Annotated in this window: 16 protein-coding genes and 2 pseudogenes; 1 reads left to right on the forward strand and 17 read right to left on the reverse strand. The window is 41.4% G+C overall.

The genetic code is table 11. The features are described 5' to 3' along the window. Positions 1 to 3: 3 nt before the first annotated feature. The 17 genes and pseudogenes from ACVX3R_RS07095 to ACVX3R_RS07175 all read right to left on the reverse strand — a co-directional run bounded on the left by ACVX3R_RS07095 (position 4) and on the right by ACVX3R_RS07175 (position 14622). Positions 4 to 390, reverse strand: a complete 387-nt coding sequence (locus ACVX3R_RS07095) for a Mini-ribonuclease 3 (RefSeq protein ID WP_061597935.1) — start codon at positions 388 to 390, stop codon at positions 4 to 6. Continuing rightward, positions 383 to 1726: a cysteine--tRNA ligase gene (gene cysS / locus ACVX3R_RS07100; RefSeq protein WP_458794698.1), complete on the reverse strand. Its 1344-nt coding sequence runs from the start codon at positions 1724 to 1726 to the stop codon at positions 383 to 385. Before cysS ends, ACVX3R_RS07095 begins: the two co-directional genes overlap by 8 nt. A gap of 43 nt (positions 1727 to 1769) precedes the next feature. After that, the gene (locus ACVX3R_RS07105) at positions 1770 to 2531 is read right to left on the reverse strand and encodes a nucleoside phosphorylase (RefSeq protein ID WP_084939240.1); all 762 of its coding nucleotides are present in this window, start codon (positions 2529 to 2531) and stop codon (positions 1770 to 1772) included. 4 nt (positions 2532 to 2535) lie between these two features. After that, positions 2536 to 3402 carry a GNAT family N-acetyltransferase gene (locus ACVX3R_RS07110; RefSeq protein WP_458794699.1) on the reverse strand — a complete coding sequence of 289 codons (867 nt, stop codon included), beginning with the start codon at positions 3400 to 3402 and terminating at the stop codon, positions 2536 to 2538. A gap of 11 nt (positions 3403 to 3413) precedes the next feature. Further along, a complete protein-coding gene (gene cysE / locus ACVX3R_RS07115) occupies positions 3414 to 4031 on the reverse strand; it encodes a serine O-acetyltransferase (protein ID WP_458794700.1) in 618 nt (205 codons plus the stop codon). A gap of 15 nt (positions 4032 to 4046) precedes the next feature. Then, complete coding sequence (gene pnp, locus ACVX3R_RS07120) at positions 4047 to 6260, reverse strand: polyribonucleotide nucleotidyltransferase (RefSeq protein ID WP_458794701.1); 2214 nt, start codon at positions 6258 to 6260, stop codon at positions 4047 to 4049. Between the two features lie 366 nt (positions 6261 to 6626). Next, the gene (gene metF / locus ACVX3R_RS07125; RefSeq protein ID WP_458794702.1) at positions 6627 to 7493 is read right to left on the reverse strand and encodes a methylenetetrahydrofolate reductase [NAD(P)H]; all 867 of its coding nucleotides are present in this window, start codon (positions 7491 to 7493) and stop codon (positions 6627 to 6629) included. A 94-nt stretch (positions 7494 to 7587) separates the two neighbouring features. Further along, complete coding sequence (gene metE / locus ACVX3R_RS07130; RefSeq protein WP_458794703.1) at positions 7588 to 9837, reverse strand: 5-methyltetrahydropteroyltriglutamate--homocysteine S-methyltransferase; 2250 nt, start codon at positions 9835 to 9837, stop codon at positions 7588 to 7590. A gap of 569 nt (positions 9838 to 10406) precedes the next feature. Then, on the reverse strand, positions 10407 to 10772 hold the full coding sequence (locus tag ACVX3R_RS07135) for a TIGR02328 family protein (RefSeq protein WP_458794704.1): 366 nt from the start codon (positions 10770 to 10772) through the stop codon (positions 10407 to 10409). Beyond that, a complete protein-coding gene (locus ACVX3R_RS07140; RefSeq protein WP_458794705.1) occupies positions 10756 to 11160 on the reverse strand; it encodes a YbgA family protein in 405 nt (134 codons plus the stop codon). Before ACVX3R_RS07140 ends, ACVX3R_RS07135 begins: the two co-directional genes overlap by 17 nt. Positions 11161 to 11280: 120 nt before the next feature. After that, a complete protein-coding gene (locus tag ACVX3R_RS07145) occupies positions 11281 to 11562 on the reverse strand; it encodes a hypothetical protein (protein ID WP_458794706.1) in 282 nt (93 codons plus the stop codon). A gap of 33 nt (positions 11563 to 11595) precedes the next feature. Then, positions 11596 to 12150 (reverse strand): annotated as a pseudogene (locus ACVX3R_RS07150) (abortive infection family protein); the annotation flags it as partial. After that, positions 12149 to 12526 (reverse strand): SdpI family protein, encoded by a 378-nt coding sequence (locus ACVX3R_RS07155; RefSeq protein ID WP_458794707.1) that lies wholly within the window; start codon positions 12524 to 12526, stop codon positions 12149 to 12151. The gene ACVX3R_RS07155 and the pseudogene ACVX3R_RS07150, both read right to left, overlap by 2 nt. After that, a complete protein-coding gene (locus tag ACVX3R_RS07160; RefSeq protein WP_156025221.1) occupies positions 12527 to 12673 on the reverse strand; it encodes a hypothetical protein in 147 nt (48 codons plus the stop codon). A gap of 148 nt (positions 12674 to 12821) precedes the next feature. Continuing rightward, positions 12822 to 13028, reverse strand: a pseudogene (locus tag ACVX3R_RS07165) (hypothetical protein); the annotation flags it as partial. Positions 13029 to 13034: 6 nt separating this feature from the next. Then, positions 13035 to 13709: a methylase gene (locus ACVX3R_RS07170; RefSeq protein WP_458794708.1), complete on the reverse strand. Its 675-nt coding sequence runs from the start codon at positions 13707 to 13709 to the stop codon at positions 13035 to 13037. Between the two features lie 151 nt (positions 13710 to 13860). Beyond that, positions 13861 to 14622 (reverse strand): DUF6261 family protein, encoded by a 762-nt coding sequence (locus tag ACVX3R_RS07175; RefSeq protein ID WP_458794709.1) that lies wholly within the window; start codon positions 14620 to 14622, stop codon positions 13861 to 13863. Positions 14623 to 15122: 500 nt separating this feature from the next. Between ACVX3R_RS07175 and ACVX3R_RS07180 the strand changes: the two genes are divergently transcribed. Continuing rightward, positions 15123 to 15740, forward strand: coding sequence for a TVP38/TMEM64 family protein (locus tag ACVX3R_RS07180; protein WP_000076177.1), 618 nt, complete (start codon positions 15123 to 15125; stop codon positions 15738 to 15740). Positions 15741 to 15789 lie beyond the last annotated feature (49 nt).

A 15789-nucleotide genomic window follows, 5' to 3' on the forward strand; every position in this document is an offset into this window, starting at 1 on the left:
ATTCTAGCCCTCCACTTTTTGGATGCACCAAGCAATTAAGGTTTCTAGCCGCTCCAGGTTTTCAGTCAAATGGAGATAGCCCATCACCGCTTCAAATCCCGTGGACATACGGTAAGTCACGACATCTGCATTTTTAGCCTTTGTGTGACTATTGGTATTGCGACCTCGTTTGTAGATTTCTTCTTCTTTTTCCGTCAAGACTTGCTCCTCCAACATGAGGGCAATCAGGCGAGCTTGAGCCCTAGCTGACACATACTTGGTCGCCTCTTGGTGGAGTTTATTGGGTTTGGTCATGCCTTTGAGGATGAGGTGGCGGCGAATATACATAGAATACACTGCATCTCCCTCAAAAGCCAGCGCAATCCCATTAATGAGATTGACATCAATCACGAGTCCACCTCACTCCATCCTTGGTGTCAAGGAGCTTAATTCCTTGAGCCGCCAATTGGTCACGGATTTGGTCTGCTGTCGCAAAGTCACGATTGGCACGCGCTTCTTGGCGTTTTTGGATCAAGGCCTCGATATCTGCATCCAAAACTTCCTCGATAAAGACAATTCCAAAGACTTCCAACATAGCCGCAAGAGCTTCCTTAACACTTGCATCATAGTTGCCAGAATTGATCCATTTGGCCATCTCAAAGACAACTGTGATACCGTTGGCAGAGTTGAAATCCTCATCCATAGTGGCAACAAACTTATCTTTAAAAGCCTGCAACTCTTGAGTATCTACAGTCCCAGAAAATGGTTGCTCGTAAGTGTTCTTCAGATATTTGAGATTGGTCTCTGCATCACGCACTGCCTTTTCAGTAAAGTTGATTGGTTTACGGTAATGCTGAGTCGCAAAGAAGAAACGCAACACTTGGCCATCGATAGTCTTCAATGCATCATGCACAGTGATAAAGTTGCCCAAGGACTTGGACATCTTGACATTGTCGATATTGACAAAGCCGTTGTGCATCCAGTAGTTGGCAAAAGTCTTGCCTGTTTTGGCTTCTGACTGGGCAATTTCATTGGTATGATGCGGAAACTCCAGATCGGCTCCCCCACCGTGAATATCAATGGTATCGCCCAAAATCTCTGTTGACATGACCGAACACTCGATATGCCAGCCCGGACGACCAGGTCCCCAAGGACTGTCCCAAGAAATCTCGCCTGGTTTTGCAGCTTTCCAAAGGGCAAAGTCTACAGGGTTTTCCTTACGAGCCGTTTCTTCATCTGTTCGACCTGAAGCACCCAGCTCCAAATCTTCCAAGGTTTTATTGGCCAACTTAGCATAGTTGTGAGATTTTTCCACGCGGAAGTAAACATCTCCTTGACTCTCGTAAGCATAACCTTTTTCAATCAAGTCTTCCACAAAACGGATGATGTCCGCCATAAACTCTACTACACGTGGATGGCGAGTCGCAGGTTTCACGCCCAAGGCTGTCACATCCTCACGAAAGGCAGCGATGTACTTATCCGCAACCTCCTGAGGCGTGATGCCTTCTTCCTTGGCACGGTTAATAATCTTATCATCCACATCCGTAAAGTTGGAAATATAGGCAACCTCATAACCACGGTACTCAAAGTAGCGACGAATAGTATCAAAGGCTACTGTTGAACGAGCATTCCCCACATGGATATAGTTGTATACAGTTGGCCCACAGACATACATCTTAACCTTGCCGTCCTCAATAGGGACAAATTCTCGCAAATCACGAGACATGGTATCATAGATTTTAATCATTCACTGTCTCCTTTCTGTTTCTTGTTTATCGTAAAGAGTCATTTCAATCCAACTCTCTAGCAATTACTAAGGCTATCTCAAAGAAAGTCATAGCATCTGCTTTTCTTTCTTCATGTCTTGCATCCCACTCATGATTGTGATGGTCAACATAATCAGCCGTATAAAAAAATTGATAGACTTTTGCTTGTCGAAATTGCGTCCAAGCCATGATTGCAGAAGCTTCCATATCCACAACAGTCGCACCTGCTGCTAATCTACGTTTGACCTTATCGGCTGTTTCACGATAGAAAGCATCTGTGGTCCAAGCCTTTGTTCGAATGTGCTCAATACCAGATTTGTTCAAAGCTTCTTCCATGGTTAAGAGGAGAGTTTCGTCATAAGCTATCTCATCACTTGCAGGAGCGTAATGGTAACTTGTACCTTCATCACGTAGAGCTGAACTTGGTAGGATAATCTTATCTGCCTGAATAGACTGATCTAGAACTCCGCAAGAACCCAAAACAATAAAGTTCTTAAATCCTCTTGCTTTGAGTTCTTCTAAGAGTCCAACAACCATCGGGGCTCCAATCGTAGCTATAGCAACTGCTACCTTACTCCCATCTTTTTCATAGATATACCATGGAAGTCTGCCATTTAGATTGGTTAGATAGCCACCTTCGTAAACATCTTCAAACTTCTTTACTCGTTCAACGATTTCTCCATTAAAAGATAAAATAATCGTGTCACAGATTTCTCCACTACCACAAATACTTCGATCAGTTGGTTCGATAACAGCAGGTACATTTTCGAATTCTTCTAATAGCATTTTTCTACTCTTTCTCATTCAGATAAACTACCTGTGTCTGTTTGACAAAGCCGATTTTTTCATACAAGCGCTTGGCACCTACGTCGCTGTCCTCTACTGCAATCTGAAATTCCTTATCATTTTGCTCAATCAGTTGGTTGACAAGAGATTTTGCTAAATAGCTTCCATAGCCTTTTCCACGTTCAGGTTCCGATATTGCCAAACCATAGAGGTAATTCGTATTAGTCGATAAATCTACCGTGCAAGTTCCAATAACCTGACCGTTTTTTAATAAAATATATAGGCGACTTTCTGGATCTTTTAGAGCTTCAGCAACATATCTATCCGCAACTTCTCTCGATTCATGGTCCTCTGAGAATGCCTGAAATTGTAACTGGCTAATTTGCTCCTGATACGAACTATCTGCTAACAAAACTTCAAGATTAGAAACAGTTACTAACTGATAAGGTCTTCTATCCTTACCTAACCAGGTTTCTGTCTCTTCATCCTCGACCAATCCCCAGTTGCTGACAAAATCAGGATGACGCTCTAGAAAAATACGTTCTGTCTGAAAAGTAACTGAACGAATAGGAAAAGGAGTCGTTTCTTTCTCAAAACTCGTAAACAAAGCACGCGCAATTCCCTGACGGCGATGATTTGGATGAACCAGTATCGTCACTTCCACATCTTGGTCATCAGCATAGACAGTTAATAGACCAACAAGTTCGCCTTTTTCATAATAAAGGAAAAAGGCGGGCATGTTTGGGTCAAAATTAAGCATATTAGAGAGATATGGATCACGAAAAGTTCCATCATGGGATTGGCAACAATTAATTAGTTTTTTCGCCTCAGATAACTCCTCTTGGCTTAACTTGTTTCTTGCTTGAATCATATAGGTATCCTCTACAACCCCGACGATCTGTGACTGGCTTCTTTAGCCTGCTCGAGTTTATTGACGTAGTACTCCCGTTTTTCTTCGACTTCGTGGATGATAGGCTCATCCTTCTGTCCATGAACTCGGACGATCTTAGCCGGAATACCGACAACTGTTACATCACTAGGTACGTCTGCCACGACTACTGCAGCTGCACCAACCTTGGCATTTTCACCGATTTCTACCGGCCCGATAACTTGGGCATGGGCCGATATGAGAGCTCCTTTACGCACAGTCGGATGGCGTTTACCACAGTCTTTCCCTGTCCCACCGAGAGTCACTCCATGATAGAGCAGAACGCCTTTTTCAACAATCGCTGTCTCTCCAATCACCAAGCCTGAACCGTGGTCGATAAAGACACCTGAATCAATCTGGGCACCTGGATGAATCTCAATCTGAGTCCAAAAGCGCCAAAACTGACTGTGCATACGAGCCAGAAGTTTAAAGCCATGCTTCCATAGAAAATGCGAGAGACGGTGGGCAGCTAAGGCCTTGACACCTGGATAAGTCAGCAAAACTTCCAAACTGTTGCGTGCCGCTGGATCATTTTCTTTTACAATATCAATGGTTTCGCGCCACCATCCCATACATTTCTCCTTTTCTTATTCTGAATCTTTTGGTGTTTCTGTAACTTCTTTCTTAGGTTTATGGTCCTTGTGATGACGTGGACGGTGAGGTCGCTCAGACTTTTCGCCTTTTTCATCATGCTCAGGTTTTGGCGGACGAGGAAGAAGAGCTTTCATAGAGGCATCGATACGGCCTTTTTCATCAATCTTGATAACCTTAACATCGACTTCATCACCGATAGCTACCAAGTCCTCGACACGGTTGGTACGAGTCCAAGCCATTTCAGAAATGTGCACAAGTGCATCTGTCTTATCAAAGAGGTTGACAAAGGCACCAAATTTCTCGATACGAACAACCTTAGCATGGTAAACTTCATCCACTTTGGCTTCACGAACCAAGCCAGCAATGATTTCTTTGGTACGGTTAATGGCGTCTTGGTCGCTAGAGTAGATAGACACATTGCCTTCTTCGTCAATATCAATCTTAACGCCTGTTTCAGCGATAATTTTGTCGATGGTTTCTCCACCCTTACCGATGACAATCTTAATTTTGTCCACATCAATCTTGATGGTATCAATTTTCGGAGCAGTTGGAGCCAATTCTGGACGAACTTCTGGAATCGTTGCTTCAATCACATCAAGGATTTCAAAACGTGCTTTCTTGGCTTGAGCAAGAGCCTCAGTCAAGATTTCTGAAGTAATCCCTTGGATCTTGATATCCATTTGAAGAGCTGTAATCCCGTCACGAGTACCAGCAACCTTAAAGTCCATATCTCCAAAGTGGTCTTCCAAACCTTGGATATCTGTCAATACTGTATAGTTATTTCCATCTGAGATGAGACCCATAGCAATCCCTGCTACTGGCGCCTTGATTGGCACACCACCAGCCATAAGAGCAAGCGTTCCCGCACAGATAGATGCTTGAGAAGATGAACCGTTTGATTCTAAGACTTCAGCTACCAAGCGGATCGCATATGGGAATTCTTCCAAACTTGGCAAGACTTGAGCAAGGGCACGCTCACCAAGAGCACCGTGACCAATTTCACGACGACCAGGCGCTCCATAACGACCAGTTTCCCCTACAGAATATTGAGGGAAGTTATAGTGGTGCATAAAGCGTTTCTTGTACTCTGGGTCCAAACCATCGATGATTTGCGTTTCTCCCATCGGAGCCAAGGTCAAGACTGAAAGAGCTTGAGTTTGTCCACGAGTGAAAAGACCGGAACCGTGCACACGAGGAAGATAGTCCACTTGTGCATCCAAAGGACGGATTTCATCAACCTTACGACCGTCAGGACGCACCTTGTCTTCCGTAATCAAACGGCGCACTTCAGCGTGTTCCATTTGTTCCAAGATTTCAGCCACATCACGCATGATACGGTCAAATTCTTCATGGTCTGCATATTTTTCTTCGTAAACCGCTGTTACTTGGTCTTTAACTGCTTGAGTTGCAGCTTCACGAGCCAATTTTTCTTCTACTTGGACCGCTTTTTGGAGGTCGCTGTTGTAAGCTGCAATGATTTCAGCCTGCAATTCAGCATCCACATGAAGCAATTCCACTTCTGCTTTTTCTTTACCGACTGCCGCAACGATTTCTTCTTGGAAGGCAATCAATTCTTTGACTGCTTCGTGCCCTTTCAGAAGAGCTTCCAACATGATTTCTTCTGACAATTCTTTGGCACCAGACTCTACCATGTTGATAGCGTGCTTGGTACCAGCTACTGTCAATTCAAGAAGTGATCGATCCGCTTGTTCTTGACTTGGGTTGATGATGATTTGGCCATCGACATAACCTACTTGTACCCCAGCAATTGGTCCGTCAAACGGAATATCTGAGATAGAAAGCGCCAAGGATGAACCAAACATAGCCGCCATTGGAGCAGAGGCATTTTCATCATAAGAAAGGACGGTGTTGATTACTTGGACTTCGTTACGAAAACCTTCCGCAAACATTGGACGGATTGGACGGTCAATCAAACGCGCTGTCAAAGTTGCGTCTGTCGAAGGACGTCCTTCACGTTTCATAAAGCCACCAGGAAACTTCCCAGCCGCATACATTTTTTCTTCGTAGTTGACTTGAAGTGGGAAGAAATCCCCAGTTGCCATTTTCTTAGACATAACGGCAGCAGTCAAGACAGTTGACTCACCGTAACGCACGACAACAGCGCCATTTGCTTGCTTAGCAACCTGACCAGTCTCTACGATTAACTCACGACCCGCAAAAGTCGTTTGAAACACATGTTTTGTCATTTTAATCCCCTTTGGATTGATGAAATTATACGCCTTGCCTACAAAGATCAGGATACAAAGGGCGTAAAGAATCCCGTATGAAAATAGGAGATTGACGCAGTGTGCGATGCACACTGGGAAATCTATCTTTTTCACTAGGGATTTAGCCCGTGTTCAACTATCTAGATACTTTGAAACATCTAAGAATAATATTCTCTAGCATCTATCTATTTTTGTTAGATTTAAATTGCTAAAAATCTTTTTATACCCTCATCTTTGTATCAAGTACGTACAGAGTCTATTTTATCATATTTTTCTTAAAAAGTACGGGCTTTTCTATTAAAAAGGAACCATTCCCCTCACCTGAGAAGAATGGTTTGCTTTTTATTATCCTAAAGACTGATGGTTGAATAAGGCGTGGGTTGCTTGGTGGATGTATTTCGCTGTTTCAGCATTATTCATGGTGTAGAGATGCACACCTGCGACATCCTGAGTTACCAAGTCCACGATTTGATCCACTGCATAGGCAAGTCCTGCTGCTCTGAGCGACTCAGGGTCATGCTCATACTTGTCCAAGATGGCCTTAAATTTACGTGGAAGATGGATATTCTCACACGTTTTCAAGAGACGAAGCGCTTGGTTACGGTTAAGAATGGGCATAATCCCCGCATGAATGGGAACATCAATCCCTGCCAAGGTACACTTGTCTTGAAAATCATAGAAGCGCTCATTGTCAAAGAAAAGTTGCGTTACAAGGCTTGAACAGCCTGCATCCACTTTCTTCTTGAGATTTTGAATATCCGAGATTTGGTTTGGAGAGTCAGGGTGCCCCTCTGGGTAGCAAGCGCCAACAATATCAAAGTGAGGAGCTTGTTCCTTGATGAACTCGATCAAATCCGTTGCGTAGCGGAAATCCTTTTGTGGTTCCACATCAGGGATAATATCCCCACGCAAGGCCAAGATTTTCTGTACCCCAACCTTATCCAAGTCTGCAATGGTTTCAGCAACTTTGTCCTTGGTCAGATAGATAGCTGGCAAGTGGGCAATGGTTGGAATCACCAAGTCATTCTGGATAAAGTCAGCCAAACGAACCGTTGTTTCCTTGATATTAAATTTATTATTGCTGGCAGTCACACTGATAAAGTGCGGTGTCAGCTCCCGCATATCCTGCAAGGCTGAAATAATTTTATCATTACCCACAGCTGGGTTTGGAGGGAACACTTCAAATGAAAGTGACGGCGTTTGGCGTGACATAGTCATTATCCTTTTCTTTTTGATTTCATGATTGCTAAGCCGGCTTGGGCCAAGCAGTTCCTTGATCAGTCAGTGTCACGAGAGAAATCTTATCTTACAATTTCTCACGCGCAGCTTTTGCTGCTTCGACAAGGCGGATCAAGCTTTCTTTTGTTTCTGGAATACCGCGTGTTTTCAAACCACAGTCAGGGTTGATCCAAACTTTCTTGCTTGGAACTTTGGCAAGAATAGCATCGATTGTGTGGTCGATCTCGCCTTCATTTGGCACACGAGGAGAGTGGATATCGTAAACCCCAGGTCCCACTTCTGTTTGGAAGTTTTTCGCTTTGAGTTCGTCCAAGATTTCAAGGTTTGAACGGCTTGCCTCAAATGAAATAACGTCCGCATCCATGTTGTCGATGGCTGGGATGATATCTGTAAATTCTGAATAACACATGTGAGTGTGGATTTGAGTGTCTGGCGCTACTGTAGAGTGTACCAAGCGGAAGGCTGGAATAGCCCAGTCAAGGTAGTCTTCGTACCAGTCGCTACGACGAAGTGGCAATTTCTCACGAAGAGCAGCCTCATCGATTTGGATAATCTTCACGCCTGCAGCTTCAAGGTCAAGAACTTCATCCTTGATAGCAAGAGCGATTTGAAGAGTTGAATCCTTGATAGAGATGTCTTCACGTGGGAATGACCAGTTAAGGATGGTAACAGGTCCAGTCAACATACCTTTGACAGGCTTGTCTGTACGGCTTTGTGCGTAGCTAGACCATTTGACAGTGATTGGGTTGAGACGAGTGACGTCACCCCAGATGATTGGTGGTTTCACCCCACGCATACCGTAAGATTGTACCCAACCATTCTTAGAGAAGAGGTAACCTGACAAGTTTTGGCCGAAGTACTCAACCATGTCGTTACGCTCGAACTCACCGTGTACAAGCACGTCAAATCCAACTTCTTCTTGCCATTTGATCCATTCGTCGATAGTTTCAGCAAGGAAGGCGTCGTACTCTTCTTGTGACAATTCACCCTTACGGTAAGCCAAACGTTTAGCACGAACTTCCTTAGTTTGAGGGAATGAACCGATGGTTGTTGTTGGAAGAGCTGGAAGTTTGAAGGCTTCTTCTTGGATAGCTTCACGTTCTGCAAAGGCTGGCAAACGAGTGTAGTCTGCGTCAGTCAATCCAGCGATGCGCGCACGAAGTTCTGCATTTTCACCCACCCGTTCAGTCGCAAAGAGTTCTTTATTAGCTGCAAGAGCTTGATCCCCTTGACCATTGCGGATAGCATCCAAGTCACGAAGTTCTTCCAATTTTTCAACTGCAAAGGCAAAGTGGTTCAAGATAGCTGGTTCAAATTCTTCGTTAGCTGTTGTAAATGGCACATGAAGAAGTGAGCATGAGCTTGTCAATACGATGTTTTCAGCTGGAATTTGCTCAAGAACAGCCAAGCTCTTTTCGTAGTTGTTGCGCCAAATGTTTTTACCATTGACAATACCTGCATAAAGAGTCTTGTCAGCTGGGAAGCCACCTTTAACGAGTTCAAGAGTTTTCTTACCTTCAACGAAGTCTAAACCGATGGCATCTACTGGCAAGTTCACAAGATCAGAGTAAACGTCACGAACGTCACCGAAGTAAGTTTGAAGCAAGACTTCAAGACCTTTTTTGTCAGCCAAAAGCTTGTTGTAGAGGTTCAAGAAGAGAGCTTTTTCTTCAGCTGTCAAGTCTTTGACAAGAGCTGCTTCGTCGAGTTGGATGCGAGTCGCACCAAGCTCCGCCAATTTAGCAAAAACTTCTTGGTATGCAGCTACTAAGCTATCTACGAAGTCTTCAGCTTTCACGCCTTCTTCAAAGTCTGATAATTGAAGGAAAGTGAATGGACCTACAAGAACAGGACGAGTGTTCAATCCAAGTTCTTTTGCTTCTTGGAACTCATCGAAAATCTTGTGACCAGCCAATTTAACTTGAGTGTCTTTTTCAAATTTAGGCACGATGTAGTGGTAGTTGGTGTTGAACCATTTCTTCATCGGAAGGGCACGAACGTCCCCTTTTTCTCCTTGGTAACCACGTCCCAAAGCAAAGTAGCGCTCAAGGTCAGACAAGTCCAAGTTTTGAACGGAAGCAGGTACCACATTGAAAAGGAAAGCAGCATCTAGGAAGTTGTCATAGTGAGAAAAGTCATTTGAAGGGATTTCAGTGATGCCTTTTTCTTTGACAATGTTCCAGTGTTTAGCACGCAATTCTTTTGCTGCTGCCAAGAGTTCTTCTTCTGATATTTCTTTTCTAAAGTATTTTTCAGTTGTAAATTTCAATTCGCGGAATTCGCCCAAACGAGGGAAACCGATGATCGTAGTTGACATGATGTGTCCTCCAAAATTTGTTGTTGAAACTATCTTAACAGAAAAGAAACTGTCTGTATAATTGTAAATAATTAGGCTTTGATATAGTTTGAAACTATATCACTCTTTTGGTCAAAAGAAAAAGACTTGAGACCAGTGTCTCAAATCCTTTGTATAGCTTGCTTTATTGCTGTATTTTAGTTAGAATGCTCAAACGAGCCATTGATGATTCTCATCAGTGACTATGGCTTGCTATTAGAAAAGACTATAGGTTGGTTTTCTTTTGTAATTCTGATATTTCCCTGAAAAAGTGCGGACGGTAGCAAATTACTTCGTAATTTCATCCCTAATTTTTGAGCCAAAATGTCTCAAAAATCCCGTTCTAGATAATAATAAATTATTATCTAGAATACCACTATAGCGGGAAATATCCTCTAAAAGCTCACTTCGTTCGCCCTTGGCTTTTTAATTAGAACACAAGAATTATCTTAACACTCATAAAACAAGACCTTAGAATCATTCTAAAGGTCTCATCTTTATTATTCAAAAAAATTACGAGAAGAGTTATAATGTGGAGCTAATCCTGACTCTTACTCCAGCTCAATGCCTTTCTCTCGAAGATTAGCCAAACACTCCTCGTAGTATTCTGCATTATGCTCACAATAGATAGGATTGTCCAACTTCTCCTCAGGCAAGTTCTCATATGGAGGGCAGGTCTTACCTCGGTAGTTCTTGTCTAGCCATTCTGGACTGACATTGTAGCCACGGTTAGCCATCTCCTCCATGATCAAGCGATGATAGGCATAGAGATGGTAAGGCGAGTGGGTAAAGACATAGTCAACCGTCGCATGCTTTCTGCCCCAGCCATTGCCACGAAGGGCGCAGCACTCACGATGTTGCCCCAAGAGCTGCGGACGTGGAAGTCGTGAAATCAAAGCCTCATGCCAAAGTCTCATGGGTGTCTCCTTTCAGTAAAGTCGAATGTTGCAAGTAGGTATTCGGATAGCGATCAAGCAAGTCTCGAGTCTTAGCAATCAAGTCTTCCTTGGAAACCTGACCAGAGCGGTAGCGATCCAGCAAGAGCATATAGTCCTTGCGCTCAGCATCTGTCGCTTTCTTTTTGAAATAGCCCCAAACATGCTGAAAGGCATTGCAAACCTGACCCCTGTGTTCTGGGATTTGACAGGCGCGGTCAATCATCTCTTGAACTTCACTCACCTCCACCTGTTCATTCTTCAAGTATTGACGAATCTCATTGTAAATATTGCTGGAATGGCTCAAGACGAGATATTTGTTTCTAGCCCAGAGTTGTTGGCACTGGGATTTTTGATTAGTTTGTTCCATGTTTCTCCTTGCTTTCTATCAGTTTCCAGGAAATATGGAAACAAAGTTGTATCTTAAAAATGAGCGAATTATGAGCGGAATATGAGCGAATAAATTACCTCCATCATCCTTTAAAATTTTTTAAGAACTCTTCGAGTTCAGCATCGGCTTCTGGTGTGGTTCGATACCATCATCCAATTTTTTTACATATCTTACAGCTACGATTTCTTCATTTCTGTATTCTTTAAATTCAAGAGAAATTGTTTCATCACCAAATTTTTGGTTATAGGATCCATCCCACTTCAAATTACGTATAACATTATCTTCATGTGGACTTCCTTGATTCCATTCAATCACTAGACTTAAAAATCCGTCTTTAGTCAATGACTTATCAATATTTAAAATTGTAGAAAAAAGTAACATTTCTTTTCCTTTCAGAATCTAATATTAGACCATCTAAAATGGTAATTCATCATCGAAAATATCATCATTTAACATTTGCACTTTTGGAAATTTTTTCTCATAGAAATCAATTAAAAACAGACCAACAGTCGCACATGCATTAACTACAAAATATGCATATAAGGGTTCCGAAATCAAATATTTTTCTGAATCCTGACCATGAAAAAGAGTATTATCACTCCTTAAATCTTCAATTGCTTTTGCAACAGTTACAAATGAAGATGAGATAGGTTTCATTTGACTTGGTAATTCAGGACTATCTGGATTAAGTTGAAATACTTTTAATATTTCTTGAACTAACTTCTTACTACTCGCATTGGAAACAACAGATATATGAGCAAATCGGCTATCTGATAAAATCTCTTTAATAATACTCTCTAACACTGAGTTTGCATTTCCAACCGCATCAGCTGGTTTTTTCTCAATGTTATGAAACGCTTTTTCAAAGCTAGTTGAAGCATTCTTATATTCATCCTTTAATTTATTTCGAAAGGTTGGGATAGATGGTATAAAGTCAGGGGTTTCAATACCTAAATCAATACCTCGTTTATTTCCTTCTCCCGTTTTCATCAAAGTTTTTCTTCAATGCAATCTCTGTTGAAATCATCGCGCCAACTAAAGGGATTGTCTGAATCATCGTGATAATAAAGCCAACAGTACTCATTGTCTCCGTTCCCTTTTCAAAAACAATGGCCATGGCAATCACGGAGAGAGGTGCTGAAAGTAGTCCGCAAAGATACCATACTTTCCCAAAATATTGATTCGCAAACTTCCATGTTTCTTCATTCCTCATGGACCTTTTTGTTCGGTATCCGAATACATAATTGATTTCTTTCGGTGTTCTCCTGAGAAATAGCCAGCCAAATAAAAGCATAGTTAACGGAATAAGTAAAACTACGATTAGCATGAATATCCTAAATCCCATTTAAATTCCCTCCATTACTTTTACCTCTAAATGATAGATTCCGATCATGTCAGCAATCTGCTTGTCTTTTTGATCGATTTGATCCACTAGTTGAGTACGTTCACGCTCAAAATCATCGCGCAATTGCTCAATTTGACTTTGTAGCATTTTTTTACACGTGCGCTAGAACGTGCTACATCATCTATAATACATCTATCTAAAACATACTGAGTCAGTCTTTTGTTCTGTTTTTTAGATAGTTCTACAAGTCTTTCTTTCTGTTCTTTTGATACACGCATACTAATTTGCACGCTCATAATCTTTCGTGAAATGTTGAATACTTAGGTAACTTAATATATACTCTGTCAGCAAACAAAGTTGCTGCGTTCTCAGCAACTTTGCGAACTTTAGTTAGTACGCCTTCATAGTCTCCTTGAGTATAATTTAGCTCTGCCATATTGATGGTTGAAAAAAGTTCCGCTGTATCTAAATCTACTTTTAAAAAATTGAAATTTGACATCATAAAATTCTATTCTCCCAAGGTATAAACTTTTTTAATCCTTACTTGACGGATTTCTTTATTTTGCATATTTTCTTCCGTAAGTTCAAATAAGCTTAGTTGTCCTTCAGCTACTTTTCCGTTATCAGCTATATCCTCACCAAATAATTCAGCAAATACAAAAGGAATTTTTTCAACCAAACTAGGATAACCCTTTTTACGTTTCCACTCATTAAATATGATAGGCTCATCTGTATCAGGATGTCTTTTTGTCAATGTATTCCCTCTAACAATATTTTTAGTAATTAAGTAACGAGCTGATTTATATAAATCATTTCTGCTACTCAATCTTTCTCCAAATACTTCCTCAAACCAATCAAGATAATGCAAAAACATTCTTGCTCTAGCAACTTCAAGATTATCTTCAAGATATTCAATTCCATAAATTGATGATAAAGCGAATAAAGATTTTGTTTTCCAATTTTTATTGTCATAATTCCTAGTTACAGCAGAGAGTTTTCGTTCAAGTATTGCCTCTAAAAAATTTCCATCACCTGCTGACGGCTCTAGAAAAGTAGCATAAATATCTTCTGTTTTCTCCCTTATCCCTTGAGTATCTAGCATCTTTTGGACCATCCATGAAGGGGTAAAAACCTCTCCGTGTTTCTGTACTCTATCCTTAGATTTGATAATATTTTCTTCCATAAGTATTCCCAATCTTTAATCAACTAGTTTTTAGTACGTTTGAATTTACACATATAAAATGAATTAGATTTCATCTACTATTTTCTAATATTATACCACGAATCCACTAAAAAACGCCTTTAGATAATAATATATCTAAAGGCGTTTGTTTTTATCCTGCTACTTGTTCTGCTTCTTCTGCTTTAACTTTCTTATCCTTCTTACTTGAACTAGTCAATCGGCGCTTGCTATCTCGGATTGTATTTAGGTCCTTGAGGAGTTTGGTCAGGTGTTCTTTTTCTGGATAGGCTTCTGCGCTGGCTGCGGTATAGCGCATAAAGAGGTCGTAGATACTGGTTAGTTCGGTACGGACTTGTCTGGTCTTGCCGACTTCCTTGGCAGACTTATGCGCACGCGCCTGACTTTCCACTATATCATACTCCTCCTGAGCACTAATCACCGCCGTCAGCATGGGTGTCAGTCCTAGACTGGTCACTGCCGTGTGGTAGGGATCTTCGCTAAGGGTTTTGAGCAGGCTTTTGATTTCTGCCGTTTCCACATCATTGCTATGCTTGGTGATATCCTTGTACTTGGCAAAGACTGGTTTCAAGGTCTCATGGGCTTCTTTGAGTTTGGTCTCCTTGATCTTAGCAAATCCTCGATGAAGAGTAAAGAGACCAACTAGGGCACTGTCACGATTGCGATCGACTTCGGTCAGATTGGTCGCTTCCTTCTTTTCCACTGTAGCTAGCTGGGCTTGGAAGTCTGCTAGCTTGCTCTTGAAGGAATCAAGGTGCTTGCTATACATAGGCTCGTCCTTATGTGCCTTGGCAAAAACTTCTACTAGTTGACCCGTGTCTACCATGAGACTTTCAAACTCACGATTGGTAAAGTTGGTATAGCTTAGTGGACGAATAGTGAATGTTTTTGTCATGATGATAACCTTTCTTTTTTCATTATTTCAAAAAGGAGTTTTCCCTTAAATTTATAAATCCATTCTAACAGTTACTTTAAAAGATTTGTCCCCCTTCCTCTGAACTGTCAATATTTCCATCTAAAATGTACTTCTCAGAGCAAATTTTTTATTTCCAAAACAAAAAATCCCTATCTGACTGGAAACATATCCATCTGTCAGATAGAAACTCTTACTATTTTTAGATTTTAACTTTTCTAACTTTAGAATACATATAAACTTTAGGAAAAACGACTATTCGAAAGCTCGAAGACCTCAAAACTTTCTCAGACAGACAATTCGAAGCCTAGGATACTCATAAATTTATGTATTTCTTATCATTCCAACTTTAGAATACATCTAAACTTTAGGAAACTGACTCATCCGATACTTAGAATAAGGTCTAAAATATCTAGAACTTAGATTAGTCTTTATTATCAAAATATGGTATAGTAGAATCATACTATCTATGAGGAGTTTACATGTCACAGGATAAGCAAATGAAAGCTGTTTCTCCCCTTCTACAGCAAGTCATCAATATCTCATCTATCGTTGGGGGAGTCGGCACCTTGATTTTCTGTATTTGGGCCTATCAGGCGGGTGTTTTACAGTCAAAGGAAACCCTATCGGCCTTTATCCAGCAAGCTGGGGTTTGGGGGCCACCTCTCTTTATCTTTTTACAGATCCTACAAACCGTCGTTCCGATCATTCCGGGAGCTTTGACCTCAGTGGCTGGGGTCTTTATTTACGGCCACATCATCGGAACCATCTATAACTATATCGGCATCGTGATTGGCTGTGCCATTATCTTTTACCTCGTCCGTCTCTATGGAGCTGCCTTTGTCCAGTCGGTCGTTAGCAAGCGCACCTATGACAAATACATCGGTTGGCTAGATAAGGGCAATCGTTTCGAGCGGTTCTTTATCTTTATGATGATCTGGCCTGTCAGTCCAGCTGACTTTCTGTGTATGCTGGCTGCCCTTACCAAGATGACCTTCAAACGCTATATGATTATCATCGTTTTGACCAAGCCCTTTACCCTAGTGGTTTATACTTATGGTTTGACCTATATTATTGATTTCTTCTGGCAGATGTTTTGAGAATAGAAAATAGCCTGACACTAAATATACTTTGGCATGAAAATCATGC

The sequence above is a fragment of the Streptococcus sp. 517s genome, from assembly GCF_054445985.1.

Bases quoted from the DNA above. Each gene is read 5' to 3' on its own strand.
- ACVX3R_RS07175 (WP_458794709.1), bottom strand. From the start codon at position 14,622: ATGACAAAAACATTCACTATTCGTCCACTAAGCTATACCAACTTTACC.
- ACVX3R_RS07145 (WP_458794706.1), bottom strand. From the start codon at position 11,562: ATGTTACTTTTTTCTACAATTTTAAATATTGATAAGTCATTGACTAAA.
- metF (WP_458794702.1), bottom strand. From the start codon at position 7,493: ATGTCACGCCAAACGCCGTCACTTTCATTTGAAGTGTTCCCTCCAAAC.
- ACVX3R_RS07170 (WP_458794708.1), bottom strand. From the start codon at position 13,709: ATGGAAGAAAATATTATCAAATCTAAGGATAGAGTACAGAAACACGGA.
- ACVX3R_RS07160 (WP_156025221.1), bottom strand. From the start codon at position 12,673: ATGCTACAAAGTCAAATTGAGCAATTGCGCGATGATTTTGAGCGTGAA.
- metE (WP_458794703.1), bottom strand. From the start codon at position 9,837: ATGTCAACTACGATCATCGGTTTCCCTCGTTTGGGCGAATTCCGCGAA.
- ACVX3R_RS07110 (WP_458794699.1), bottom strand. From the start codon at position 3,402: ATGATTCAAGCAAGAAACAAGTTAAGCCAAGAGGAGTTATCTGAGGCG.
- ACVX3R_RS07105 (WP_084939240.1), bottom strand. From the start codon at position 2,531: ATGCTATTAGAAGAATTCGAAAATGTACCTGCTGTTATCGAACCAACT.
- cysE (WP_458794700.1), bottom strand. From the start codon at position 4,031: ATGGGATGGTGGCGCGAAACCATTGATATTGTAAAAGAAAATGATCCA.
- ACVX3R_RS07140 (WP_458794705.1), bottom strand. From the start codon at position 11,160: ATGGAACAAACTAATCAAAAATCCCAGTGCCAACAACTCTGGGCTAGA.
- ACVX3R_RS07180 (WP_000076177.1), top strand. From the start codon at position 15,123: ATGTCACAGGATAAGCAAATGAAAGCTGTTTCTCCCCTTCTACAGCAA.
- ACVX3R_RS07135 (WP_458794704.1), bottom strand. From the start codon at position 10,772: ATGAGACTTTGGCATGAGGCTTTGATTTCACGACTTCCACGTCCGCAG.
- cysS (WP_458794698.1), bottom strand. From the start codon at position 1,726: ATGATTAAAATCTATGATACCATGTCTCGTGATTTGCGAGAATTTGTC.
- pnp (WP_458794701.1), bottom strand. From the start codon at position 6,260: ATGACAAAACATGTGTTTCAAACGACTTTTGCGGGTCGTGAGTTAATC.
- ACVX3R_RS07155 (WP_458794707.1), bottom strand. From the start codon at position 12,526: ATGGGATTTAGGATATTCATGCTAATCGTAGTTTTACTTATTCCGTTA.